We start from the raw sequence: 25,170 nt of genomic DNA on the forward strand, positions 1-25,170 counted from the left end.
TTGTAGGTTCGAGGTCATGACCCCGCCACCCGTGCCCACCGCGACCGTGCCCACCACCGACGTCACGCCCGGTCCGGCCCCGGCCGCCGCCCCGGCCCCCGGCGTGGGTCCGGCGCGGGGTGGGCTGCTCGTGCTGGCCGGGATGCTGCTCGTCGCGCTGAACCTGCGGGCCGCGGTGACCAGCCTGGGCGCCCTGCTCGACGAGATCCGCGTCGGGCTCGGCCTCTCCGGCGCCATGGCCGGCGTGGTCACCACACTGCCCACCGTCGCGTTCGCCGGGCTGGGTGCGCTCACCCCGTGGCTGGTCCGCCGCTGGGCGGCGCCCCGGGTGCTCGTCCTGGCCATGATCGCGCTCACCGTCGGGCAGGTGCTGCGCGCGGTCACCGGGTCGGCGGCGGTCTTCGTGCTCACCAGCGCGCTCGCGCTGGCCGGCATCGCGGTGGCGAACATCCTGCTGCCGATGCTGGTCAAGCAGCACTTCCCGCACCGCACCGGACTGGTCACCGGGGCGTACACGATGGCCCTGACGGTGGGCACGACGGTGGCCGCCGCGTCCGCCGTGCCGGTGGCCCACGCCTTCGGCTCCTGGCGGGCCGGGCTGGGCGTCTGGGCCGGGCTGGCCGCGCTGGCCGTGATCCCGTGGGTGCCGCTGGCGCTGCGGGCCCGCGCGGCGCGACGGGCCGCGCCCCCGGCGGCGGCGGTCGCCACCCCGACCCGGGTACGGCCCGGGCGGACCCGGCTCGGCTGGGCCATGGCGGTCTACTTCGGGGCGCAGTCGCTCAGCGGGTACGCGATCATGGGCTGGCTGGCCCAGTTGTTCCGGGACGCCGGGTACCGGCCGGAGGCCGCCGGGCTGCTGCTCGCCGGCGTCACCGCGCTCGGTGTGCCGGTGGCGCTGATGATGCCGGCGCTGGCCGGCCGGTTGGCCACGCTGCGGCCGCTGGTGCTGTCGCTGACCGTGTTCTCCACCGCCGCGTACCTCGGGTTGGCGCTCGCGCCGCGCGGCCTGGCGCCGCTGTGGGTGCTGCTGCTCGCGCTCGGCCAGGGCGCGTTCCCGCTGATCCTGACCACGATCGGGCTGCGCGCACGGACCGCCGAGGGCACCGTCGCGCTGTCCGCCTTCGCGCAGAGCACCGGATACGTGATCGCCGCGCTCGGCCCGCTGCTGGTCGGCATCCTCTACGAGGCGACCGGCGGCTGGACCGCCCCGATCGGTTTCCTGCTGGTGGCGCTCGCCGTGCAGACGACCGCGGGCATGGTCATCGCCCGTCCCCGCTACATCGAGGACGAGCGCTGAAAAGTTTCAGTCAGGAGGAGGCCGGGGTGGGGTCGCCGGCGACGGCCTGCTCCACCGTCGGGTAGGTGTGCAGCACCTCGACCAGGCCGCTGACCTCGAGGATGCGCAGCACGCCGCGCTGCGGGGCGGCCAGCCGGACCACGCCGCCGGCCTCGTCGCAGCTGTTCTTGGCGCGGACGAACACCGACAGCCCGGTCGAGTCGCAGAACGACACCTCGGCCAGGTCGAACACGAGCCGGCTGCGCCCCTTGTCCAGCAGATCCGTGATCTGATCCTGGAGCTGCGGTGCCGTGGCCATGTCCAGCTCGCCCGCGACCGACACGACGACCACATCGCCGCGCTGTTCCGTGTGCACCGTCAGGGACATTCGTCGACCTCCTGTGTTCGGAGGAACGGTATCCCACGACGGGCGTCTCGCGCAGAACGGGAGCCGGCACAGGTGCCGTCGATCATCTCTTTGCTCCGCGACAACTAGTGCGGTGACCCCCGGTGATAGAGTCCGCCCGTCCAGATCAGGGAGGTCACCATGGCGTTGAGCGCCGAACAGGGTGGTCGGCTCGCCCACCTGCTGAGCCAGCACGCCGACCGGCTGGCCGAGCGCTGGACGGAGATCGTCGCCAGCTCGCTGCGCGGCCGGCTGAGCCGGGCCGAGCTGAACCGCCAGGTGCAGGAACTCCACCGCGCGCTGGTCGACGCCGGCCAGCACGGCGTGACCGACCTCGCCGGCGAGCACGGCGGTGAGCTGCGGGCCGTGCTGTCCGAGCTGTCCACCAACCGGGCCCGGCAGGGATTCAGCGCCACCGAGACCGCGATCAGCGTGTTCGCGCTCAAGGACGTCCTGCTGGAGCTGATGGAGGAGGGGCGGGACGACAACACCCTGCGCGACTTCGTCGCCTTCTCCGCGCTGATCGACCAGATGGGGCTGTTCACCTTCGAGACGTTCGTCCGCGCCCGGGAGAGCCTCATCGCCGACCAGGCGGAGCAGTTGCTGGAGCTCTCCACGCCGGTGGTCAAGCTCTGGGAGGGCGTGGTCGCCGTCCCGCTGGTCGGCACGCTCGACTCGGCCCGCGCCCAGGTGGTGATGGAGCGGCTGCTGCAGACGCTCGTCGACACCGGCTCGCCGTACGCGATCATCGACATCACCGGCGTCCCGGCGGTGGACACCCAGGTCGCGCAGCACATCCTCAAGACCGTGGTCGCCGCCCGACTGATGGGCGCCGACTGCATCATCTCCGGCATCCGGCCGCAGATCGCCCAGACGATCGTCGCCCTCGGCATCGAGTTCGGTGACATCGCCACCAAGGCGAGCCTGGCCGACGCGCTGCGGCACGTGCTGCGTCTGACCGGGGTCGAGACCACCGCCCGCCGCGCACGCCGGGAGGCGTGATGGAGCGGGTGCCGATCCTCAAGATCGGCGACATCCTGCTGGTCTCGATCCAGGTCGACATGTCCGACCAGACGGCGGTCCAGCTCCAGGAGGACCTGGCCGAGCGGATCGTCGCCACCGGCTGCCACGGCGTGATCATCGACATCACGGCGCTGGACATCGTCGACTCGTTCGTCGGCCGGATGCTCTCCACCATCGCGTCCATCTCTAAGGTGCTGGACGCCGAGACGGTGGTCGTCGGCATGCGTCCCGCCGTCGCCATCACCCTGGTCGAGCTGGGCCTGTCGCTCAACGGCATCCGTACCGCGCTGAACGTCGAGCGGGGCATGGAGCTGATCGCGGCCAGCCGCGCCGACGACTGGGACGAGGCGCCCGGCGACGAGGACGCCGAGACGACGGCGACGCCATGACCACGGGCGTCGACCTGGGGGTGCCGGCGACGCAGGCGATCCGTAGCGACGAGGACGTGGTGCGGGTACGGCAGTTGGTGCGTACCACCGCCGTCGCGGTCCGGCTCTCCCTGGTCGACCAGACCAAGCTGGTCACCGCCGCCAGCGAACTGGCCCGCAACACGCTGATCTACGGCGGCGGGGGCAGCGCCGAGGTGAGCACCGTCTCCGACGGCCGCCGGCGCGGGGTCCGCATCGTCTTCGCCGACCAGGGCCCGGGCATCCCCGACCTCGACCTGGCGCTCACCGACGGCTACACCACCGGCGGCGGCCTGGGACTCGGCCTCAGCGGCGCCCGCCGGCTCGTCGACGACTTCGACATCCGGACCGCCGTCGGCGAGGGCACGACGATCACCGTCACCAAGTGGTCGCGATGACCGCCGACGTGGTCCCCGACCACGGCGTCTGGTTCCGGGTCGACAACGGCGCGACCGCCGGTGGCGTACGCCGGGCGGCCGAGCGCCTCGGTCGCCAGCTCGAACTGAGCGCGGACCGCGTCGCGGACCTGGCCATCATCACCGCCGAGATCACCAGCAACCTGGTCAAGCACGCCCGCGAGGGCACGCTGCTGCTGCGCCCGGCGCGCCGCAACGGGCGGGCCGGGGTGGAGCTGGTGGCCATCGACGCCGGCCCCGGCATGGCCGACCTCACGCTCTCCTCGACCGACGGTCACTCGACGGTCGGCACGCTCGGCATCGGCCTCGGCGCCATCGTCCGGCAGGCGAGCCGGTTCGACGGCTATTCGCTCAGCGGCCGGGGCACCGTCCTGACCGTTCAGGTGTGGGACGGGCCGCCGCCGGAGCCGGACTGGGCCGCCGGGTTGGCCCGGCCGATCACCGGCGAGCAGGACAGCGGCGACGGGTACGCGGTGCGCGAGGTCGACGGCCGCCGGCAGGTGCTGGTCTGCGACGGACTGGGGCACGGGCCGCTGGCCGCCGCCGCCACCGGAGCCGCGGTCGCCGCGTTCCGCTCGGCGCCGGTCGGACCACCGGACGTCGTGGTGCGGCACCTGCACGCGAGCATCTCGCACACCCGGGGCGCGGCGCTCGCGGTGGCCGAACCGGACCCGGCGACCGGGCTGCTGCGCTACGCCGGCCTGGGCAACATCGCCGCCATGATCGTCGCGTCGGGCGAGCGGCGGCGGGGCCTGGTCTCGCTGCCGGGCATCGCCGGCCACCAGCGTCCGGCGGTACGCGGGTACGAGTACCCGTTCGCGCCCGGGTCGACCCTGGTCATGCACAGTGACGGCGTGGTGGACCGCTGGGACCTGGACGACTACCCCGGGTTGGCCGGGCGGGCGCCGCTGCTGGTCGCCGCCACCCTGCTCCGGGACGCCGGGGTCCGCCGTGACGACGCGTGCGTCCTGGTCGCCCGGGGCACGGCATGAGCGAACGCACCGAGCGGAGCGAGGGCCGTGAGGCCATGCCCGGTCGGCTCGGCATGAGCGAACGCACCGAGCGCAGCGAGGGCCGTGAGCGCATGCCCGGTCGGCTCGGCATGAGCGAACGCACCGAGCGCAGCGAGGGCCGTGAACCTCTTCTGCACCTGGCGCTCCGGGTCGAGCAGGACATCTTCCTGATCCGCCAGCGCGGCCGGGAGGTCGCCGCGGCCGTCGGCCTGGAACACCAGGACCAGGTACGCCTCGCCACCGCGCTCAGCGAGGTGGCCCGGGAGCTGCTGCGCGGGGTCGACGGCGCGGACGTCACGTTCGCGGTCGACCGGGACGTCGCCACCGGTCGGCGGGTGCTCCGGGTGGACCTGGCCCCGGTACGCCCGCTCCCCGACGGCCGGTACGAGCCGCAGTCCGGCGCGGTGGCGCGTCTGGTGGACACGTTGCAGGTGGTGACCGTCGAGAGCGATACCGTCGTGAGGATGTCCAGACGAGTACCGGACCACGCCGAGGAGCTGACGCCGGACCGCGTCGCCCAGCTCCGCGCCGAGCTGGCCGAGCGCGCTCCGGGCTCCGCGTTGGACGAGTTGGCCGCGCAGAACGCCCAGCTCATCGCCGCGCTGGACGAGGTGCGCAGCCAGCGGGACGAGCTGGCGGTGCTCAACTCCGAGCTGCAGGAGACCAACCGGGGCGTGATGGCGCTCTACAACCAGCTCACCGAGGAGCTGGAGGAGACCAACCGCGGCGTGGTGGCGCTCTACGCCGAGCTGGACGAGAAGTCCGCCCAGTTGCGGGCCGCCAGCGAGTCGAAGAGCCGGTTCCTGGCCAACGTCAGTCATGAGCTGCGCGCCCCGGTCACCGCGATCATCGGCCTGGGACGGCTGCTGGCCGACTCCGCCTCCGACCCGCTCACCGGTGAGCAGGCCCGCCAGGTGGGCCTCATCCGGTCCTCCGCGGGCGACCTGCTGGCCCTGGTGAACGAGCTGCTCGACCTGGCCAAGGCCGAGTCGGGTCGGATCGAGCCGGACTGGTCCGACGTCGACCTGCGCGCCGTGTTCGGGCAGTTGCGCGGCACGTTGCGGGCGCTGGCCACCCGGCCGGAGGTGGAGCTGGTGGTCGAGGAGCCGCCGGCGCCGGCGACGGTCCGCTCGGACGAGGTGCTCCTGGCCCAGGTGCTGCGCAATCTGCTCCACAACGGCCTGAAGTTCACCGAACGCGGCGAGGTGCGACTGCGCGCCGAGCGCCGCGACGGCATGTGGTCGCTGTCGGTCACCGACACCGGCGTGGGCATCCCGGCGGAGCTGCACGATCGGGTCTTCGAGGAGTTCTACCAGGTCCCGGGCACGACGCGGGTCGGCGGCACCGGCCTCGGCCTGCCGTACGCCCGGCGGTTGGTCGCCCTGCTCGGCGGGACGCTGGAGCTGACCAGCGAACCGGGCCGGGGCAGCACGTTCACCGTCGTCCTGCCCGTGGGCGGAGCGTGACGGTGGACGGCGGGCCGGCGACGGTGCTGGTGGTCGACGACAGCGGCCCCAAGCGGTACCTGCTGGTGAACTGGCTGAACCGGGCCGGCTTCGTCACCGTCGAGGCCGAGAACGGCACGTCGGCGCTGGACCTGGTGGCCCGGAAGTCGGTCGACCTGGTGGTGCTCGACGTCCGGCTGCCGGACATGAGCGGGTTCGAGGTGTGCGAGCGGATCAAGGAGGCGCACCCCTCCACCCCGGTCATCCACGTCTCGGCGCACGCGGTGGACGTGGTCGACCGGGCGCAGGGGTTGACCCGGGGCGCGGACGCCTACCTGGCCGAGCCGATCGAGCCGGAGGAACTGATCGCCACCGCGCACGCGGTGCTGCGCTACTACCAGGCCCGGCGGCGGGCCGAGCAGCTCGCCGAGCGGCTCGCCGCGCTGGCCGACGCCACCGTGGAGATGCACGCCGCACCGAACTTCGTCCGGCTGCTGGAGGCAGCCGCCAGTGGCGCCGCCCGGATCTTCCGGGCGCCGGCGGCGGTGGTCGCCGAGACGTTCGACGGGGACTGCCTGGCGGGCGTGGCCGCCGACCCGCACACGCCGGCCCGGATCGTGCCGTGGGTGGTGGACGACACCGGCGTGCCGATCGGCACCCGCGTGCGGGTCGACGAGCCGGGCGTTTGGGCGCTCGCCGACTGGCCGGACGGCGACACGGTGACCGTGGCCGCCTCCCGGCTGCGCGATGACCGGGCCCCGCTCTACGTGGTGGTGCCGACCGCCACCCAGACCGTCCGTACGCCGGTGTTGGTGCAGCTCGCCCAGGCGGTCGCCTCGGCGGTGGAGGCGCAGCGCTCCTTCGACGAGGAGCACCGGATCGCGGTGACGCTCCAACGCAGCCTGTTGCCCCGGCGGCTGCCCGAGGTCGCCGGCCTGGACCTGGCCGTCCGCTACGAGCCGGCGAGCGCGCAGACCGAGGTGGGCGGCGACTTCTACGAGCTGGTGATGCTCGACGGGCACCTGCTGGTGGCGATCGGCGACGTGGCCGGTCACTCGCTGCACGCCGCCACCGTGATGGCCGAGTTGCGGCACGCGGTGCGCGCGTACGCGGTGGAGGGGCACCAGCCCGGCGTGATCCTGGACCGGGTCAACGAGCTGATGCGCACCCTGCTGCCGACCGAGCTGGCGACGATCTGCGTGCTGCTGCTCCACCCGCCCACCGGGCTGGTCCGGCTGGCCAGCGCCGGTCACCTGCCGGCGTTGCTGAGTCGGGACGGGCGGGTGGAGTTCGTGACCCAGTCCGCGCCGCTGCTCGGCGTCCGCGCGCCGCGCCCGCCCGACCTGGAGTTCGTGCTGCCGCCCGGGGCCACGCTGGTGCTCTACACGGACGGCCTGATCGAGCGGCGGGACGCGACCATCGACGACGGCATGGCGGCGCTCGGCGTGGTGGCCACCCGGGTCGACGACAACCTCGACGACTTCTGCCAGCGGCTGCTGGTCGAGCTGGCCCCGCCGGAGATCCACGACGACGTCGCGGTCGTCGCGGTCCGCCGCCGCTGAGGCGGTCACCCGGCGGGCGTCACCGCCGGGCGGTGGCCAGCGAACGGGCGTACGCCGCGGGGGAGACACCGGCGACGGCGGTGAACTCGCGGACCAGGTGCGCCTGGTCGGCGTACCCGAGGTCGGCGGCGACCCGCGACCAGTCCAGCGGCCCGGCGGTGGCCTGCTCGATCGCCTCCTGGAGCCGGTAGCGACGGATCACCCACTTCGGACCGACGCCGACGTGGTCCAGGAACAGCCGCTGGAGCCGGCGGGTGGAGACGGCGTGCCGCCGGGCGAGGTCGGCCACCCGCAGCACGCTCCGGTCGGCGCGGATCTCCTCGGCCAGCGCGGTGACCTCGGCGGTGAGCGGGTCCGGGGCCGGTGACGCGGCGGCCAGCAGCTCGTCCAGCCGGCGGCACCGCTCGTCGTCGGTGCCGGGGCAGACCGGCCCGTCCGGCCCGGGCAGGTGCGTCGCGGCGAGCGGGACGCGGCGGCCGGTCAGCTCGGCCACCGGGCGCCCCCACAACGGGCGGAAGCCGCCGGGACGGAACTGGACGCCGGTGACCCGCCCGGCGCCGTGCAGGGTGACGGTGAACAGGCCGGTGTCCACACCGGCCACCACGCCGTGCTCGACCCCGCCCTCCTGCGCCTGGAACACCAGGTTGACCGCCGGGTGCGGCACCACCCGCTGGTCGAACGGCTCGGCCAGGTCCCAGTCGATCAGCCAGTAGTGCTCCACCCAGGGGCGCAGCGCCGGGGCGGGCAGTCGGCGCCGGAACCGGACCTGCCGCAGCAGCCGGTCGGGATCGAGGATCCCCCGGCTGTCCCGCCGCGGTTCGTGTCGCATTTCTTCAAGACCGTCCTCATACGCTGGCCCTATGAGCACGAAGACTAGTGAGCTGCTGTCCGTCGCGTCGCCGGGCACGACGGCGGTGGTGCGTGGCCTCGCCGACGACCAGCTGGACCTGCCCACCCCCTGCCCCGACTACACCGTGCGCGACCTGCTGAACCACGTGACCGACGTGGTGGTCAACTTCCAGGCGATGGCCCGGCGGGAGGAGGTCGACTGGTCGGGCAAGACCGACCACCTGACCGAGGGCTGGCGGGACCGGTTCGCCGCCGAGGCGGCGCGGCTGGTCGAGGCGTGGTCGGACCCGGCGGCGTTGGAGGGTGTCTCGCCCGGCCTGGGCCTGCCGCAGGAGACGGTCGGGCTGATGGCCCTGATCGACCTCACCGTGCACGGCTGGGACCTGGCCCGGGCCACCGGGCAGGAGCTGGTGGTGGACCCGTCCGTGGTGGCGGCGGGGCACGACTTCATGGACCGGATGGGCGACATGGGGCAGCGGATGGGCGCGTTCGGCGCTCCGGTGCCCACCGACGCGGCCCCGACCACGCTGGCGGCGCTGCTCGCCCGCACCGGGCGCGACCCGGCCTGGGCACCTCCTGCTTGACGGTCCTATTCACTGAGTGAATAGTAAGGGCGTGTCCACCCAGCACGTCCTGCTCGGGCTGCTCGCCGCCGGCCCACGCCACGGCTACGAGCTGAAACGCGCCCACGACGAGCGGCTGCCCCGGGCCCGGCCGCTCGCCTTCGGGCAGGTCTACGCGACGCTGGCCCGACTGCACCGGGACGGCCTGGTCGCCCCCGCCGGCCAGGCCCGCGAGGGCGGCCCGGACCGCACCGCCTACGCGCTCACCGGCGCGGGCCGGGCCGCGCTCGACCAGTGGCTGGCCACCGTCGAACCGCCGATGCCCTACGTGGCCAGCACGCTCTTCGCCAAGGTGGTGGTCGCGCTCCTGGTGGCCGACGCCGACCAGGCGCGCGCCTGGCTGGTCGCCCAGCGCCGCGCCCACACCGAGCGGCTGCGCGAGCTGACCGCGGTCAAGAGCGCACCCGGTGCCCGCCTCGACGAGGTGGTCGCCGCCGACTTCGCCATCGCCCATCTCGACGCCGATCTGCGGTGGCTGCACACCACCCTGGACCGGGTCGCCGACTGGCACCGGGAGGTGCACTCGTGACGTTCCTGCAAGCGCGCGGCGTGGTCCGGGCTTACGGCCCGACACCGGCACTGCGCGGCGTGACGCTCGACGTGGCCGAGGGCGAGATCGTGGCCGTCACCGGCCCGAGCGGCTGCGGCAAGTCGACACTGCTGCACTGCCTCGCCGGCATCCTGCGCCCCGACGCCGGTCAGGTCACCTGGCGCGGCGAACGGATCGACCAGTGGTCGGAGGCGGCCCGGTCCCGGCTGCGCCGCACCGACTTCGGGGTGCTGTTCCAGTTCGGCCAGCTCGTCGCCGAGCTGACCGCGGCGGAGAACGTCGCCCTTCCGTTGCTTCTCGCCGGCACGGGGCGGCGAGCGGCACGGACGGCGGCGCTCACCTGGCTGGAACGGCTCGGCGTGGCCGAGGTCGCCGACGCCCGACCGGGCGAGATGTCCGGCGGCCAGCAGCAGCGCTGTGCGCTGTCCCGGGCGCTGGTCACCGAGCCGCGGGTGCTCTTCGCCGACGAGCCCACCGGCGCGCTCGACACGCTCGCCGGCGAGCAGGTGCTCACCCAACTGGTCCGGCTGGCCCGCGACCAACGCACCACGGTCGTGCTGGTCACCCACGAGCCGCGGATCGCCGCGTACGCGGACCGGGAGGTGAGCCTGCGCGACGGGATGGTCGACCACACCGGGCTGGGCCTCGACCCGGCGGTGCCGGGCGGCACGCGGTGAGGCCGGCGACGCTGCTGCGACTCGCGCTCGCCGGCACCCGCACCGATGGCGCGCGGGTGGCGTTGACCGCGGTGAGCGCCGCGCTGGCGACGCTCGCCGGGCTGGCCGCGCTCACCGTGCTGGCCGTGGCCAAGCCGCCCGGCCACGCCTGGGTGAACTCGGACCAGTACACCAACGCCCTGCTGCGGGAACCGGGCCTGCGCCCCGGCGTCGCCTTCGCCCTGCTGCTGCTCTGCATACCGGTGCTCGGGCTGGCCGGGCAGTGCGCCCGCCTCGGCGCGCCGGGCCGGGACCGGCGGTTGGCCGCGCTCCGGCTGGTCGGCGCCACGCCCGGCCAGGTCACCCGGATCGCGGTCGCCGAGACCGGCGTGGCGAGCCTGCTCGGCACCGTCACCGGCCTCGCCGTCTTCCTGGTCGGGCGCCGGCTGCTGCACCGGCCCGACGCCACCGGCCGGCTGCCCCTGCCCACCGACGTGCTCCCGGCCCCGGCCGCCACGACCGCCGTCGTGCTCGGCCTGCCGCTGGTCGCCGCGCTGGCGAGCGCACTGCTGCTGCGGCGGGTCACCACCACCCCGTTCGGCGTCGTGCGCCGGGTCCGCACCCGCGCCCCCTGGCCGTGGCCCGGCGTGCTCATCCTGGCCGCGCTGGCCATCTTCGCGGCGATCCGCCCGGTCCTGCTCTGGTATGAGCGGCGCGACGTCGTCGAACCCGACTGGGTGGCTCCGCTGATGCTGATGGCCGGCGGGCTGACCGCGATGATCGGCGTGGTGTCCGGCACCGGCTGGATCTCGTACCAGACCGGGCAGGTGCTGCACCGGTACGGCCGCGGCGCCGCCGCGCTGCTCGCGGCGCGCCGGCTCACCGCCGACCCGTGGGCCGGCAGCCGCACGTTCGCCGCCCTGCTCGCCGCACTGATCGTCGGCGCCGGCGCCGCCGGGATCCGCGCCGACTTCCTGGCCCAGGCCGAGCTGACCCGCCGCACCGGCGCGGGGCTGTCCGACCCGGACTTCTACCTCAACGCGATGGGCCTGGTCGACCTGGCGATCGTGGTGGCGATGGCGATCGCCGGCGGTGGACTGCTCGTCGCCGTGGTCGAGGGCATCACCAGCCGGCGCCGGGCGTACGCCGCCCAGGTGGCCACCGGCGTGCCGCGCGCCACCATCGGCCGGTCGCTGCTCTGGGCGTCGCTCGCCCCGGCCGTGCCGGCGGTCGGGCTCGCGCTGACCGTCGGATACCTGCTGGTCCGGGGACTGCTCCCCGACCCGAGCGGCGGCGGCTACCGGACCACGGTCTGCGACGCCGGTCCCGACCTGTGCGGCGATCCGGCCACCAGCGCCCGCTACGCCCGTACCGAATGGGTGCCGGAGGTGGTCGTCCGGCCGGACGTGCCGTGGGAGCAGCTGGCCTGGCTCGCGGCGGGTGGGCTGGCGGCGGTGCTGGCCACCGTCGCCGCCGGCCTGCTGGTCCTGCGCGCCAGCACCTCGGTGGAGGAACTGCGCACCACCTGACGGCGGTCAGCGCCCGCCGAGCAGACCCGCGGACCCGGCCACGGCCAGCCCGATCACGGTGGAGCAGCAGCAGACCGCCAGCGCGGCGGCGACCACCAGGAGGATCAACCAGGTCGGCCCGCGCCGCGCCGCCGGCTGCTCCTCGTCGGTCATCCCGGCAGTCTAGGTGCGGGCAGGATGGTGCGATGGAGCTGATCACGATCGCTGACGTCCGGACCGCCGCCGACGACCTGACGGGCACCGTGGTGCGCACCCCGCTGCTGCCGGCGCCCTGGGACGAGGAGCTGTGGCTCAAGCCGGAGAACCTGCAACCGGTGGGGTCGTTCAAGCTGCGCGGCGCCACCCACGCCGTGGCCCGGCTCGACCCGGACGTCCGGTCCCGCGGCGTGGTCACCCACTCCTCCGGCAACCACGGGCAGGCGCTGGCGTACGCGGCCCGCGCGTTCGGAGTGCCCTGCGTCGTGGTGGTGCCCTCGGGCGCGCCCGAGGTCAAGGTGGCCCGGATGCGGGCGCTCGGCGCGAACGTGCGGACGGTGCCGCCGGCCCACCGGCTCGCCGAGGCGGAGCGGATCGCGGCGGAGACCGGGGCGGCGCTCGTGCCCCCGTTCGACCACCCGGCGGTCATCGCCGGGCAGGGCACCGTCGGGCTGGAGATCGTCGCCGACCTGCCCGACGTCGACGTGGTGCTGGTGCCGGTGGGCGGCGGCGGTCTCGGCTCGGGCGTCGCCACCGCGGTCAAGGCGCTGCGCCCGTCGGCCTCCGTCATCGGGGTGGAACCGGAGCTGGCCGCCGACGCCGTGGAGTCGCTCGCCGCCGGCGAGGTGGTGGTCTGGGATGTCGACCGCACCTACCGGACCTGCGCCGACGGGCTGCGGACCAACCTGTCCGCGCGGACGCTGGCCCACCTGCGGGAGCGGCTCGACGGCATCGTCACGGTGACCGAGGACGAGATCATGGCGGCCACCGGACGGGTGCTGCGGGACGCGCGCCTGGTGGCCGAGCCGAGCGGCGCGGTCGCGCTGGCCGCCCGGCTGTTCCACCGCGACGAGCTGCCGGGCGGGCGTACCGTCGCGGTGGTCACCGGCGGCAACGCCGACCCGGCAGTGCTCGCCGCCGCGCTTGCGATGTAAGGAAGGGCCCCTTCTTAACGTCTCCGGTAGAGGAAGGGCCCCTTGTTAACAGGCGCCTGGGCTGTTAACAAGGGGCCCTTCCTTGCACGGAGGGTCAGGCGCGGCCGAGGCGATCGAGGGTCCAGGCGTTGACGAACGCCTCCTCGCGCCAGGCGTCGTACCGGCCGCTCGGCCCGCCGTGCCCGGCGCCCATCTCGGTCTTCAGCAGGTAGTCGCCCTGCGGCGCGAGCGCGCGCAGCCGGGCGACCCACTTGGCCGGCTCGTGGTAGAGCACTCGGGTGTCGTTCAGGCTGGTCACGGCCAGGATCGCCGGGTAGTCGGCGGAGGTCACGTTCTCGTACGGGGTGTACGACTTCATGTACGCGTAGACCTCGGGGTCGTCGAGCGGGTTGCCCCACTCCTCCCACTCGGTCACCGTCAGCGGCAGCGACGGGTCGAGGATCGAGGTCAGCGCGTCCACGAACGGCACCTGCGCGACGATCCCGGCGAACGCGTCCGGGGCGAGGTTCGCCACCGCGCCCATCAGCAGACCACCGGCCGAGGCGCCCCGGGCGACCAGCCGGTCGCTCGCCGTCCAACCGGCCTTGACCAGGTGCCGGGCGCAGGCCACGAAGTCGGTGAAGGTGTTCTTCTTGGCCAGCAGCTTGCCCTCGTCGTACCAGCGCCGGCCCAGCTCGCCGCCGCCCCGGATGTGCGCGACCGCGAAGATGACGCCACGGTCGAGCAGGCTCAGTCGGGCGATCGAGAACCAGGGGTCCATGCTCGCCTCGTACGACCCGTAGCCGTAGATGACCGCGGGCGCGGAGCCGTCGCGCGGGGTGTCGCGGCGGCAGACCAGCGAGATCGGTACGCGGGTGCCGTCGTCGGCCAGCGCCCAGTCCCGGTGCTGCTCGTAGTCGGCCGGGTCGTACGCCCGCCCGTCCGGCCCGGGCCGTACCGGCTTCTGCCGGCGCAGCGTCAGCTCCCGGGTGACCAGGTCGTAGTCGTAGACCGAGTCGGGGGTGACCAGCGAGGTGTAGCGCAGCCGCACCGTGCCCGTGCGGTATTCCGGGTTCGCGTCCAGCCCGACGCTGTAGATCGGCTCGGGAAAGTCGATGTCCCAGCTGTCGTCGCTGCCGACCGGCAGTACGCGCAGCCCGGTCAGCCCGTTGGCGCGCAGCGAGACCACGAGATGGTTCTCGAACGCGTCGACCGCCTCCAGCCGGGTGCCCGGGGTGTGGGGGATCAGCGGCGTCCACTCGCCCGGCGCGTCCGCCGAGGTGTACGCCAGCGCGAAGTCCTCCGCACCGTCGTTGTGCAGGATCAGGAAGCGGTGGCCGTGGTGCTCCACCGCGTACTCGACGCCCTGACGCCGCGGGGCCACGACGGCGGGTTCGCCGGTCGGGTTCGCGGCCGGGATCACCCGGACCTCGCTGGTGATCTTGCTGTGGATGTCGACGACGACGAAGCGCTCGGACCGGGTCAGCTCGACGCCCACCCAGAACCGCTCGTCGTCCTCCTGGTGCACCACCACGTCCTCGCTCGACGGGGTGCCCACCGTGTGCCGCCACACCCGGTTCGGCCGCCACGCGTCGTCGACCGTCACGTAGAACAGCGTCGAGGCGTCGGCGGACCACGCCGTGCCGTAGAACGTGTCCGGGATCTCGTCCGGCCGCACCTCGCCGGTGACCAGGTCCTTGATCCGCAGCGTGAACCGCTCGTCGCCGGAGAAGTCGGTGGAGTAGGCCAACCAGCGCCCGTCCGGGCTGACGTCGAACGCGCCCAGGGAGAAGAAGTCGTGTCCCTCGGCGAGCTGGTTGCCGTCGAGCAGCACCTCCTCGCCGTCGAGCGGGGCGCCGTCCGCGCTGACCGGGGGCGCGGTCTCGTCCGGGCGGACCGCCCGCCGGCAGTGCACGCCGTACTGCTGCCCCTCGACGGTGCGGGTGTAGTACCAGTGGCCGTCCTTGCGGGTCGGCACCGACAGGTCGGTCTCCTGGGTGCGCCGGCGCGTCTCCTCGAACAGTTCCGCGCGCAGCCCGGCCAGGTGCGCGGTGCGCGACTCGGTGTGGGCGTTCTCGGCGTCCAGGTAGGCGATCGTATCCGGGTCGTCCTTGGCGGCGAGCCACGCGTACTCGTCGACGACCGTGTCGCCGTGGTGGGTCCGCTCGGCCGGAACGCGCTTGGCAACAGGTGGTGGGGTCGTGGTCACGGCGCCACGTTACCGGTCGGCGGGCCGCCGCCGGGCTAGCGCGCCGCACCGATCCGCCACCAGGTCTTTCGAACATGTGTACGATAACCGCCATGGCGGCTGCTGCACGTTCCACCGACCGACCCGGAGCCCTCGACATCACCCGGAAGCTGGCCGAGATCTGCGGTCCGCCGTTCGCCCGTTTCGCCGGGCCGGCCGACGAGGTGGCCGGCCGCACCGCCCGTTGGGTGGCCGTGCCGGGCGGCCCGCACGCCGCGGCCGAGGTGCTGCGGCTGGCCGCGGCGCACGAACTGACAGTGGTCCCGCGCGGCGCCGGCACGAAGATCGACTGGGGCGCCGCCCCGGGCCAGGTCGACATCCTGCTCGACACCGGCCGGCTCGCCGGGGTGTGGCACGAGCCGCAGGTCGCCACCGTGGCCGAGATTGGCGCGGGCACCCCGTTGCGGGCGGTCCAGGCCGCACTCGGCCGCACCGGCCGGCGGCTCCCGGTCGACGCGCCCTCGCCCGGCGCGACGCTGGGCGGCGTGCTCGCCGCCGACGAGGCCGGCCCGTTGCGCCACCGGCACGGCAGCCCGTGCGCGCAGCTCGTCGGCGTTCGCTACCTGGATGCCGACGGCGAACTGGTCAGCGTCGGCGAGTCCGGCACGGCGCGGCTCGGGCGGGCGGCGCCGGCGGGCGCCTTCGACGTCGGCGGCGGTGGCCCGCTCGCCGGAGGTTCGCCCGGCGGCGGCGGGGGGCCATTGGCGGGAGGCGGCGCGCTCGGCGAGGGTTCGTTCCGGGGTGCCGGGCCGGTGGCCGGCGGTGGCTCGCTCCGGGGTGGAGGTGCACCGGCCGGGGGTGGCCCGTTCGGGGGCGGTGGTGCCGGTGCCGGCGGTGATGCCGTGCTCGGTCGGGGTGACCTGGCGGGGCTGGACGTGGCCCGGCTGCTCTGCGGCTCGCAGGGTGGGCTCGGCGTGCTGGTGTCGGCCACCATGCGGGTGCAGGCGCTGCCGGCCGGCCGGCTCTGGGTGTCCCGTCCGGTGTGGACCCCGCTGGAGGTGCACGACCTGGTCCGTGCGGTGCTCGCTGCCGGCGTCGAGCCGGCCGCCGTGGAGCTGGACCTGCCGGTGCCGGTGCCCCTGCCCCGTCGTCGGATCCCGGCGAGCCACCCCTCGGTCGCCGGTCGACCCGACCACCCGGCGGTGACCGGCCGCCCCGCGGCGGGCAGCCTGGTGGTGCTGCTGGAGGGTGGTCCGGCCGACGTGACCGAACGGGCCCAGCGACTGACCGCCGTGCTCGGGGCCGAGGCCGTGGTCAACCACCACGCGCCCGAGTGGTGGGGGCGCTACCCGTTCGCCCCGGGCGACACCGCGCTGCGCATCGAGGTGCCGATCAACGACCTGCACGCCGCCGTCTACGCGCTGCGCGACGCGGCCGGCACACCCGTGCCGGTACGCGGCTCCGCCGGCATCGGCACCGTGCACGCCGCCCTGCCCGGCGCGCTGCCGCCGGGGCGGGTCGCCTCCATCCTCACCGCGGTCCGCAGCGTGCTGATCGCCCGGCAGGGCCGGTGCGTGGTGGTGGCGGCGCCCGCGCCGGTGCGCCACGCCGTCGACCTCTGGGGCGAGTTGCCGGCGCTGCCCCGGCTCCGCAGCGCCAAGGCCCACCTGGATCCGCACCACCGCCTCGCCCCCGGTCGGCTCCCGGGCGGCCTCTGATCACCGTGCTGCGTGCTCGACGGCCGCCCCGGCCTGCTCTCCTCCCGTGACCCGGCGAACGACCGCCCCACCCGCTCTGGGTGCCATCGACGTCTCGACGCACGTCAGTGGTGGTGGCGGGCTGACGCCACTCCGGCGGGGTGGTGGCACGCGCACGGTCGGCGGTGGTGGTCGCGCTCGCCGGGCCGGTGGTGCTGGTCGCGTGCGCCCGCTCAGTTCGGCGGTACTGGTCGCGTGCGCCCGCCAGTTCGGCGTGGTGGCGGTGTCCCGATGGTGGAGATGCCGCCGCTTCGGCGAAGTGGTGTCGGCTCGCGCAAGTTCGGTGAGGGCGGGCGGGTCGGACAAGAAGAGGTCCCTGGGTTCGGGGACCTCATGACGCTCGGTCTGGTAACCCGCAGATCGGCCGGAGCGCCGCCAACCACGGCTCGCACCCGCCCAGCCGCCCCCCGTGCCCCTTCCGCTCCTCCTCCCAGGACCGTGTTGATCAAGGAGTTCGCGTCAGCTTTTCGCGCCGTCCAGGACACAAACTCCTTGATCGGCAGGGCGGCCGGGTGTGAGCGCCCGGCGGGTCGTGCGGGGACGAAAGGGGCGATTCATGCGGCTAACTTCATGATCGACCGGCAGGGCTGGGTTGGGGCGGGACCGGGTGGGGTGGGCGGGGAGTGGGGCTGGTCAGGGGGTGTCGTTGCGGAGGACCAGGACGGCTATGTCGTCGCGGGGTGGTTCCACCGAGAACGCGATGGTGGCGGCGCGCAGCCGTGCCGCGACCACGTCGGCCGAGTAGCCGGCCAGCGGCGCCGCCGACTCGCGGAGCCGCTCGGTGCCGAACAGCTCCCGGCCGCGCCGCCGCTCGGTGACCCCGTCGGTGTAGAAGATCAACGAGTCACCGGGCTTGAGTGCCAGTTCGGCGGTGGGGGTGGTGATCGTGTCGAGCAGACCGAGCGCGGTGCCGCCGGTGCCGACGAACGTCGCGCCGCCACCGCCGTGCAGCAGCACCGGCCGGTCGTGGCCGGCCAGGTGCAGGGCCACGTCGAGCTGGTCGCCGTCGCCGGGCGCGACCGCCGCCAGGGCCAGCGTGCAGTAGCGCCCGCCGCCGCGTTCGACGAGTGTCTCGTTGAGCCGGCCGAGCACCTCCGGCAGGGGTTTGCCGTCGCCCACCAGGACCCGGATCACGTCCCGGACCAGGCCGGTCACGGCCGCCGCCTGCACGCCCTTGCCGGACACGTCACCGACGACCACCAGCCAGCGGCCGTCCGGCAACGGCACCACGTCGTAGAAGTCGCCGCCGACCTCGGCGTCGTCGCCGGTCGGGACGTACTCGGCGGCGAACCCGATGCCCTCGACCACCGGGAGCACCGGCGGCAGCAGCGACTGCTGGAGCGTCTGCGCGACGCGGCGGCGTTCGGCGTGGATGCGCGCGTTCTCGATGGCCAGCGCGGCCCGCCGGGCCACGTCCTCCAGCACCGAGACCTCGTCCGGGTCGTGCCGGTGCCGTTGGTGCCGGCCCACCGCCAGGGTGCCGAGTCGCTGGCCACGGGCGATCAACGGTACGGCGATGCCGTCCACCGGCCCGCCCAGCGGCACCTGCGCGGCGCTGCGGGACGCCTCGCGCAGCCGGGACTGGACCGAGTCCGGGCCGGTCTCCTGGAGCACCCGGTGCAGGTGGGGCAGCATCGCCTCGTCGGCGTGGCTGGACGCGGCGAGGCGCAGCCGCCCCCACTCGTCGGTGGTGTGCACCGCGCACCACTGGCCGAGCCGGGGCACCACGAGCTGCGGGACGAGCGCCATGGTCAACTCGACGTCCAGGGACTGGGCGAGCAGCTCGCTGGCCTCGGCGAGGAACGTGAGCCAGGCGGAACGGCGTACGTCGGCCCGGCGCAGCCGGTCGTTCTCCAGGTGCAGCGAGAGCCGCTCGGCGGCGAGCACGGCCAGCGGCCGGGCGTACGTCGACGGCGCCGCGTCCAGTTCCAGCTCGCCGGCGTACGGGCGGTGCACCGCGAGCGGGACGCGGAGCAGTTCGTTGCCCTCCCGGGGTTGCCGGCCGTAGCGGGCGAAGACCTGGGTGCCCAGCCCGTCGCCCCGGTCCAGCCGCACGGTGCCGCCGGCGGCGCCCACCATCTCGGCGACCCGGGTGAGCAGTCCGGTGGCGAATTCCGGCAGCGGGTCGTCGGCGTACGGGTCGGGGGTGGTCTGCATCAGCTCGCTCATGGCCGCGGCGCTCGGCGTACCGTCGTCGGACCGTTCCGACCCGGCGGTCGCCACCCAGGCCCGGGCGCCGGCCGGCCGGCCGGGTCCGCGCGGGCCGGGGCGGTCGAGCCGGAACCAGACGCCCTTGCCGGTGGGGAGGTAGGTGGTGCCCCAGCGGCTGGCGAAGTGGTCGACCAGCAGCAGGCCACGTCCGCGCGCGGCCACCTCGGTGATGTCGGAGGTGGTGTTGCGCACACCGACGGTCAGCTCGTCGACCGGCCCGGAGGCGAAGTCGGTGACGGTCACGGTGAGGCCGGCGCGGTCGGCCTCGACCTCGATGTCCAGTTCGGTACGCGCGTGTTCGACCGCGTTGGTGGTCAGCTCGGTGGTGAGCAGCAGGGCCTCGTTGAGCAGTTCGGGCAGACCGGCCTCGAGGAGCATGGCGCGGACCAGCGCCCGGGCGGCCGCGGGGGTGCGCCGGTCGGCGGGGAGGCGGACGCGTCGGACGTGCTCGTCCGTGCCGCCACTCAGGGTCGGCCCCACCTCCGCTGACATCTTCGTATCCTCTACCGCCGCCGCCCCGGGTGCCAAGCGCCCCGGCCGAACCGACCAGTCGGGCGAATACGGCGCGTGACGCGCTGTCGGCGGGCGGTGACCTCGACGGAACGCGCGGCACAATGATGGGATGGCCGCGTGTCGGCACGAGCCGGTGGGCCCCGAGCTGAGCGAGGAATGATGACCACGGCGAAACAGTCGGTGACCGCGGATCCGTCCGCGTCCGACCACGAGGTGCTCCTCGGCGAGCTGGTCGAGGCGCTGCAGCGGGTGGCCCGCGGTGACCTCCGGGTCCGCCTGCCCCGGCGGGCGGGTCTGTCCGGCGAGGTCGCCGACGCGTTCAACGACGTGGTGTCGATGCAGGAGCGGCAGCACCTGGACCTGCGCCGGATCAGCCGGATCGTCGGCCGGGACGGGCGGCTCACCGAACGACTCGACGACGAGGGGCTGGACGGCTCCTGGGCGGAGGGGCAGCGGGCGATCAACTCGCTGATCGACGACCTGGGTCGGCCGACCACCGAGATCGCCCGGGTGATCGTGGCGGTGGCCGACGGCGACCTCTCCCAGCACATGGCGCTGGAGATCGACGGGCGCCCGCTGCGCGGCGAGTACCTGCGCATCGGCCGGACCGTGAACACGATGGTGGACCAGCTCTCGTCGTTCGCCGACGAGGTGACCCGGGTGGCCCGTGAGGTGGGCACCGAGGGCAAGCTGGGCGGTCAGGCCGACGTGCGCGGTGTCGCCGGCACCTGGAAGGACCTCACCGACTCGGTGAACACCATGGCGTCGAACCTCACCGGTCAGGTGCGGTCGATCTCCCAGGTGGCGACCGCGGTGGCGAAGGGCGACCTGTCGCAGAAGATCACGGTCGGGGCGCGCGGCGAGGTGGCCGAGCTGGCCGACACGATGAACTCGCTCACCGACACGCTGCGGCTCTTCGCCGAGCAGGTGACCCGGGTGGCCCGTGAGGTGGGCACCGAGGGCAAGCTCGGCGGCCAGGCCGAGGTGCCGGGCGTGGCCGGCACCTGGAAGGACCTGACCGACAACGTCAACTCGATGGCGTCGAACCTGACCTCCCAGGTGCGCAACATCGCCCAGGTGTCGACGGCGGTGGCCAAGGGCGACCTGAGCCAGAAGATCACGGTGGCGGCGCAGGGCGAGATCCTGGAGCTGAAGGACACCGTCAACACGATGGTGGACCAGTTGTCCTCGTTCGCCGACGAGGTGACCCGGGTGGCCCGTGAGGTCGGCATCGAGGGGAAGCTGGGCGGCCAGGCGCAGGTGCGCGGCGTCTCCGGCACCTGGCGTGACCTCACCGAGAACGTCAACCAGTTGGCCGGCAACCTGACCAGCCAGGTCCGCAACATCTCACAGGTCTCCACCGCCGTGGCGAAGGGCGACCTGGGTCAGAAGATCACGGTGGACGCGCAGGGCGAGATCCTGGAGCTGAAGAACACCGTGAACACGATGGTGGACCAGCTGTCGTCGTTCGCCGACGAGGTGACGCGCGTGGCGCGCGAGGTGGGCACCGAGGGCAAGCTCGGCGGTCAGGCCCAGGTGAAGGGTGTCTCGGGCACGTGGCGGGACCTGACCGACAACGTGAACTCGATGGCGTCGAACCTGACCAGCCAGGTCCGCAACATCGCGTCGGTCACCACGGCGGTGGCGAAGGGTGACCTGTCGCAGAAGATCACGGTGGACGCCCGGGGCGAGATCCTGGAGCTGAAGTCCACGGTGAACACGATGGTGGACCAGCTGTCGTCGTTCGCCGACGAGGTGACCCGGGTGGCGCGCGAGGTGGGCACCGAGGGCAAGCTCGGCGGTCAGGCCCAGGTGCGCGGCGTGGCGGGCACCTGGCGCGACCTGACCGACAACGTGAACTCGATGGCGTCGAACCTGACCGCGCAGGTGCGGAACATCGCCCAGGTGTCGACGGCCGTCGCGAAGGGCGACCTGTCGCAGAAGATCACGGTGGACGCGCAGGGCGAGATCCTGGAGCTGAAGTCCACCGTGAACACGATGGTGGACCAGCTGTCGTCGTTCGCCGACGAGGTGACCCGGGTGGCCCGTGAGGTGGGCACCGAGGGCAAGCTCGGCGGTCAGGCCCAGGTGAAGGGTGTCTCGGGCACGTGGCGGGACCTGACCGACAACGTGAACTCGATGGGGTCGAACCTGACCAGTCAGGTCCGCAACATCGCGTCGGTCACCACGGCGGTGGCCCGGGGCGACCTGGGTCAGAAGATCACGGTGGACGCGCAGGGCGAGATCCTGGAGCTGAAGAACACCGTCAACACGATGGTCGACCAGCTGTCGTCGTTCGCCGACGAGGTGACCCGGGTGGCCCGCGAGGTGGGCACCGAGGGCAAGCTCGGCGGTCAGGCCCAGGTGAAGGGCGTCTCCGGCACCTGGCGCGACCTCACCGAGAACGTCAACCAGCTCGCCTCGACCCTGACCACGCAGTTGCGCGCCATCGCGCAGGTCTCCACGTCGGTGACCCGTGGCGACCTGACCCAGCGGATCAACGTGAAGGCGCAGGGCGAGGTCGCCGAGCTGAAGGACAACATCAACCAGATGATCGTCACCCTCCGGGAGACGACCAAGAAGAACGCCGAGCAGGGCTGGCTCGACTCCAACCTGGCCCGCATCGGCGGCCTGTTGCAGGGCCAGCGGGACCTGGGCGAGGTCTGCCGCATGATCATGCAGGAGGTGACGCCGCTGGTGGACGCGCAGCTCGGCGCGTTCTTCCTGGCGGACAGCTCCGAGGGCAGCATGCGGCTGCGGCTCACCGCCTCCTACGGGTACGTGGCCCGGGGCCACGACGTCACGTTCGGCCCCGGCGAGGGGCTGGTCGGGCAGGCCGCGCTCTCCCGCCGGACCATCCGGGTCAAGGCCCAGCCGGACGGGCGGCTGGTGGTGCGCTCCGGGCTGGCCGACACGCCGCCGGCGGACCTGGTGGTGCTCCCGGTGCTGTTCGAGGGCGAGCTGCTCGGCGTGATCGAGTTCGCCGGCGTGGCCACCTTCTCCGAGCTGCACCTGGCGTTCCTGGAGCGCCTGGTGCTCACCATCGGCGTCGCGGTCAACACCATCCAGGCCAACCGGCGTACGGAGGAGCTGCTGGCGCAGTCGCAGCGGCTGGCGCACGAGATGCAGGACCAGTCGGCGGAGTTGCAGCGCACCAACGCCGAGCTGGAGGACAAGGCGAAGCTGCTGTCGGAGCAGAAGGCCAACATCGAGACGCAGAACCGGGAGATCGAACTGGCCCGGCTCGGCCTGGAGGAGAAGGCGCAGCAGCTGACCCGGGCGTCGGCGTACAAGTCGGAGTTCCTGGCCAACATGAGCCACGAGCTGCGGACGCCGCTGAACTCGCTGCTCCTGCTGGCCCGGCTGCTGGCGGAGAACCCGGAGCGCAACCTCAGCGCGAAGCAGATCGAGTTCGCCCGGACCATCCACGGCGCCGGGTCGGACCTGCTGTCGCTGATCGACGACATCCTCGACCTGTCGAAGATCGAGGCGGGTCGGATGGACGTGGAGCCCACCGAGATCCAGTTCGCCGAGATCCGTGGCTACGTCGAGCAGGCGTTCGCGCCGCAGGCCGAGGAGAAGGGCCTGGACTTCCAGGTCCGGGTCAGCCAGGACCTGCCGCCGGCGCTGGTCACCGACGCGCAGCGGTTGCAGCAGATCCTGCGCAACCTGCTCTCCAACGCGGTGAAGTTCACCGACAACGGCGCGGTGACGTTGCGCATCGGTCCGGCGGCCGACAACGCGGTCTTCGACGTGCCGGCGTTGACCAACGCCCAGCGGGTCATCGCGTTCACCGTGATCGACACCGGGATCGGCATCTCGGACGACAAGCTGTCGCTGATCTTCGAGGCGTTCCAGCAGGCCGACGGCACGACCAGCCGCCGCTACGGCGGCACCGGCCTCGGCCTGTCGATCAGCCGGGACCTGGCCCGCCTGCTCGGCGGCACGATCACCGTGTCGTCCGCGCCCGGTCAGGGCTCGACGTTCACCCTCTTCGTACCGGACGTGCTGGCGCCGGACGCGGTGGTGGCGCCGGCGCCGCCGTCGCCGAGCCGCGCGGGCCTGCCGTCGTCGCTGCTCATGCCGATGGAGCTGCCGCAGCCGCAGGAGACGCCGACGACCCGGCGGCTGGACGGTGTGACCGTTCTGATCATCGACGACGACGTGCGGAACGTGTTCGCGCTGACGTCCGCGTTGGAACTGCACGGGATGACCGTGTTGTACTCGGACAACGGGGTGGACGGTGTCCGCCAGCTCGCCGAGCATCCGGAGGTGGACATCGTCCTGATGGACGCCATGATGCCGGACCAGGACGGGTACGAGACGACCGCGCAGATCCGCCGCAACCACCGCTTCGCGGACCTGCCGATCGTCTTCCTGACCGCCAAGGCGATGCCCGGCGACCGGGAGTCGGCGCTCGCGGCCGGCGGCAGCGACTACATCACCAAGCCGGTGGATCTGGACGAGCTGATCGAACTGATGGCGTCCTGGATCGGCCGGAGTCGAGGCGAGGAGAGCGCGTGACGCAGACGGCCAAGGCCCTGCTGGTGGACGACCGGCGGGAGAACCTGATGGCGCTGGAGGCGATCCTCCAGGGTCTCCCGGTGCAGTCGGTCGCGGTGGAGAGCGGGGAGGCCGCGCTCAAGCAGCTCCTGGTGGACGACTTCGCGGTGATCCTGCTCGACGCCCAGATGCCGGACATGGACGGCTTCGAGACCGCCACCCACATCAAGCGGCGGGAGCGGACCCGGCACGTGCCGATCATCTTCCTCACCGCGGCGGACAAGGACGCCCAGCTCGCGCTGCGCGGCTACGCGGTGGGCGCGGTCGACTACCTGACCAAGCCGTTCGACCCGTGGGTGCTGCGGGCCAAGGTGTCGGTCTTCGTCGAGCTGTGGGTGAAGACCCGGCAGCTCGCCGCCCAGTCGGACCTGGTGCGGGAGCGGGACCTGCAGTGGCGGCACCTCACCGACGCGGTCGACGAGGCGACGACGCTGCTGCGGACCGACGACGACCCGGCGACCCGGGAGCGCGCGGCGGACCTGCTGGAGCAGGCCCGCTGGGGCAACACCCGCTGAGGGCTCAGCCCTCGGCCGGGCCGCCGTGCCCGGCGGCGGCGCGTCGGGCCCGCCACCGGTCGCCGAGGGCCTCCACCTCCTCCTGGACGAAGAGGAAGAAGTCGCGCATCTCGGCGACCCGCTCGCCGGCCGGGGTGCTCCGGCCGCGCAGCGCGTCCACACCTCCGCCGGCGATGTCGATGAAGGTCTTGTAGAGCGTGGTCTTGGTGATGGTCGCCTCGTACCAGGGGTTGTCGGGCATCCGGTAGCGGTCGCGCCGGGAGCCCTTGACCGGCTCGCGGACCAGCATGGCGAACTGGGTGAGGTAGCGCACGGCGCCGCTCACGGCCGCCGCGCTCACGCCCAGTCGTTCGCCGATCTCGCCGGCGGTGAGCGGGTCGTCGGCGCTCATCACGGTGAACAGCACCCGGGCGGCCATCCGGGGGAAGCCGACGTCGGCGAAGGCCATCGCCATCCGCTCGACGAAGAGGTGGACCTCCTCCTCGTCGTGGTGCGACGGCTGGCTCATGGTCGTCTCCTCGGCGCTCATCCCCGCGATCGTCTCTCACGTCTCACTGTC

At 73.5% G+C, this 25,170-nt stretch carries 21 protein-coding genes; 15 read left to right on the forward strand and 6 right to left on the reverse strand.

Annotation, left to right across the window (positions count from 1 at the left end):
• Nucleotides 1-16: 16 nt before the first annotated feature.
• Nucleotides 17-1,297 (forward strand): MFS transporter, encoded by a 1,281-nt coding sequence (locus ACN27B_RS11220; RefSeq protein ID WP_422744833.1) that lies wholly within the window; start codon nucleotides 17-19, stop codon nucleotides 1,295-1,297.
• Nucleotides 1,298-1,307: 10 nt separating this feature from the next.
• Here ACN27B_RS11220 and ACN27B_RS11225 read toward each other — a convergent pair whose 3' ends face one another.
• The gene (locus ACN27B_RS11225) at nucleotides 1,308-1,664 is read right to left on the reverse strand and encodes an STAS domain-containing protein (RefSeq protein WP_088642031.1); all 357 of its coding nucleotides are present in this window, start codon (nucleotides 1,662-1,664) and stop codon (nucleotides 1,308-1,310) included.
• Nucleotides 1,665-1,823: 159 nt separating this feature from the next.
• On the opposite strand from ACN27B_RS11225, the gene ACN27B_RS11230 reads away from it, so the two are divergent.
• The 6 genes from ACN27B_RS11230 (at nucleotide 1,824) to ACN27B_RS11255 (ending at nucleotide 7,548) form a co-directional block, all read left to right on the forward strand.
• Nucleotides 1,824-2,684 carry an STAS domain-containing protein gene (locus ACN27B_RS11230; RefSeq protein ID WP_099162976.1) on the forward strand — a complete coding sequence of 287 codons (861 nt, stop codon included), beginning with the start codon at nucleotides 1,824-1,826 and terminating at the stop codon, nucleotides 2,682-2,684.
• Nucleotides 2,684-3,094, forward strand: a complete 411-nt coding sequence (locus tag ACN27B_RS11235; RefSeq protein WP_091565353.1) for an STAS domain-containing protein — start codon at nucleotides 2,684-2,686, stop codon at nucleotides 3,092-3,094. The genes ACN27B_RS11230 and ACN27B_RS11235 overlap by 1 nt, the downstream gene beginning before the upstream one ends.
• A complete protein-coding gene (locus ACN27B_RS11240) occupies nucleotides 3,091-3,510 on the forward strand; it encodes an ATP-binding protein (protein ID WP_098744079.1) in 420 nt (139 codons plus the stop codon). Before ACN27B_RS11235 ends, ACN27B_RS11240 begins: the two co-directional genes overlap by 4 nt.
• On the forward strand, nucleotides 3,507-4,520 hold the full coding sequence (locus ACN27B_RS11245) for a SpoIIE family protein phosphatase (RefSeq protein ID WP_099164824.1): 1,014 nt from the start codon (nucleotides 3,507-3,509) through the stop codon (nucleotides 4,518-4,520). Before ACN27B_RS11240 ends, ACN27B_RS11245 begins: the two co-directional genes overlap by 4 nt.
• A 110-nt stretch (nucleotides 4,521-4,630) precedes the next feature.
• Nucleotides 4,631-6,007 carry a sensor histidine kinase gene (locus tag ACN27B_RS11250; protein ID WP_422745916.1) on the forward strand — a complete coding sequence of 459 codons (1,377 nt, stop codon included), beginning with the start codon at nucleotides 4,631-4,633 and terminating at the stop codon, nucleotides 6,005-6,007.
• Nucleotides 6,008-6,009: 2 nt separating this feature from the next.
• Nucleotides 6,010-7,548 carry a SpoIIE family protein phosphatase gene (locus ACN27B_RS11255; protein WP_422745919.1) on the forward strand — a complete coding sequence of 513 codons (1,539 nt, stop codon included), beginning with the start codon at nucleotides 6,010-6,012 and terminating at the stop codon, nucleotides 7,546-7,548.
• Nucleotides 7,549-7,567: 19 nt separating this feature from the next.
• Here ACN27B_RS11255 and ACN27B_RS11260 read toward each other — a convergent pair whose 3' ends face one another.
• Nucleotides 7,568-8,377: a DUF6597 domain-containing transcriptional factor gene (locus tag ACN27B_RS11260; RefSeq protein ID WP_422744837.1), complete on the reverse strand. Its 810-nt coding sequence runs from the start codon at nucleotides 8,375-8,377 to the stop codon at nucleotides 7,568-7,570.
• A 31-nt stretch (nucleotides 8,378-8,408) separates the two neighbouring features.
• Between ACN27B_RS11260 and ACN27B_RS11265 the strand changes: the two genes are divergently transcribed.
• The 4 genes from ACN27B_RS11265 to ACN27B_RS11280 are packed head-to-tail and all read left to right on the forward strand — an operon-like array spanning nucleotide 8,409 to nucleotide 11,755.
• Nucleotides 8,409-8,981, forward strand: coding sequence for a TIGR03086 family metal-binding protein (locus tag ACN27B_RS11265; protein ID WP_422744839.1), 573 nt, complete (start codon nucleotides 8,409-8,411; stop codon nucleotides 8,979-8,981).
• A 31-nt stretch (nucleotides 8,982-9,012) separates the two neighbouring features.
• The gene (locus tag ACN27B_RS11270; RefSeq protein ID WP_098744074.1) at nucleotides 9,013-9,549 is read left to right on the forward strand and encodes a PadR family transcriptional regulator; all 537 of its coding nucleotides are present in this window, start codon (nucleotides 9,013-9,015) and stop codon (nucleotides 9,547-9,549) included.
• Nucleotides 9,546-10,247, forward strand: a complete 702-nt coding sequence (locus ACN27B_RS11275; protein WP_099162971.1) for an ABC transporter ATP-binding protein — start codon at nucleotides 9,546-9,548, stop codon at nucleotides 10,245-10,247. Before ACN27B_RS11270 ends, ACN27B_RS11275 begins: the two co-directional genes overlap by 4 nt.
• Nucleotides 10,244-11,755: an FtsX-like permease family protein gene (locus tag ACN27B_RS11280; protein ID WP_422744841.1), complete on the forward strand. Its 1,512-nt coding sequence runs from the start codon at nucleotides 10,244-10,246 to the stop codon at nucleotides 11,753-11,755. The genes ACN27B_RS11275 and ACN27B_RS11280 overlap by 4 nt, the downstream gene beginning before the upstream one ends.
• 6 nt (nucleotides 11,756-11,761) lie before the next feature.
• Here ACN27B_RS11280 and ACN27B_RS11285 read toward each other — a convergent pair whose 3' ends face one another.
• Nucleotides 11,762-11,908 (reverse strand): hypothetical protein, encoded by a 147-nt coding sequence (locus tag ACN27B_RS11285; protein WP_172967869.1) that lies wholly within the window; start codon nucleotides 11,906-11,908, stop codon nucleotides 11,762-11,764.
• A 32-nt stretch (nucleotides 11,909-11,940) separates the two neighbouring features.
• Here ACN27B_RS11285 and ACN27B_RS11290 point away from each other — a divergent pair, with 32 nt between their 5' ends.
• Complete coding sequence (locus tag ACN27B_RS11290; protein ID WP_422744843.1) at nucleotides 11,941-12,885, forward strand: threonine ammonia-lyase; 945 nt, start codon at nucleotides 11,941-11,943, stop codon at nucleotides 12,883-12,885.
• Between the two features lie 94 nt (nucleotides 12,886-12,979).
• On the opposite strand, the gene ACN27B_RS11295 is transcribed toward ACN27B_RS11290, so the two are convergent.
• Entirely contained in the window at nucleotides 12,980-15,073 is a 2,094-nt protein-coding gene (locus ACN27B_RS11295) for a S9 family peptidase (RefSeq protein ID WP_099162968.1), read from the reverse strand.
• A gap of 92 nt (nucleotides 15,074-15,165) precedes the next feature.
• On the opposite strand from ACN27B_RS11295, the gene ACN27B_RS11300 reads away from it, so the two are divergent.
• Nucleotides 15,166-16,770, forward strand: coding sequence for an FAD-binding oxidoreductase (locus ACN27B_RS11300; RefSeq protein WP_422744846.1), 1,605 nt, complete (start codon nucleotides 15,166-15,168; stop codon nucleotides 16,768-16,770).
• A gap of 672 nt (nucleotides 16,771-17,442) precedes the next feature.
• On the opposite strand, the gene ACN27B_RS11305 is transcribed toward ACN27B_RS11300, so the two are convergent.
• The gene (locus tag ACN27B_RS11305) at nucleotides 17,443-19,512 is read right to left on the reverse strand and encodes a SpoIIE family protein phosphatase (protein ID WP_099162966.1); all 2,070 of its coding nucleotides are present in this window, start codon (nucleotides 19,510-19,512) and stop codon (nucleotides 17,443-17,445) included.
• 180 nt (nucleotides 19,513-19,692) lie between these two features.
• Between ACN27B_RS11305 and ACN27B_RS11310 the strand changes: the two genes are divergently transcribed.
• Together ACN27B_RS11310 and ACN27B_RS11315 are read left to right on the forward strand one after the other, a co-directional pair.
• Complete coding sequence (locus tag ACN27B_RS11310) at nucleotides 19,693-24,057, forward strand: HAMP domain-containing protein (protein ID WP_099164822.1); 4,365 nt, start codon at nucleotides 19,693-19,695, stop codon at nucleotides 24,055-24,057.
• On the forward strand, nucleotides 24,054-24,611 hold the full coding sequence (locus ACN27B_RS11315) for a response regulator (protein WP_091565313.1): 558 nt from the start codon (nucleotides 24,054-24,056) through the stop codon (nucleotides 24,609-24,611). The genes ACN27B_RS11310 and ACN27B_RS11315 overlap by 4 nt, the downstream gene beginning before the upstream one ends.
• Before the next feature lie 4 nt (nucleotides 24,612-24,615).
• On the opposite strand, the gene ACN27B_RS11320 is transcribed toward ACN27B_RS11315, so the two are convergent.
• A complete protein-coding gene (locus ACN27B_RS11320; protein WP_253866024.1) occupies nucleotides 24,616-25,140 on the reverse strand; it encodes a GbsR/MarR family transcriptional regulator in 525 nt (174 codons plus the stop codon).
• Between the last annotated feature and the right edge of the window lie 30 nt (nucleotides 25,141-25,170).

Origin of the sequence: Micromonospora sp. WMMD754 (assembly GCF_049315235.1) — a bacterium.
Lineage (GTDB): Bacteria > Actinomycetota > Actinomycetes > Mycobacteriales > Micromonosporaceae > Micromonospora > Micromonospora sediminicola.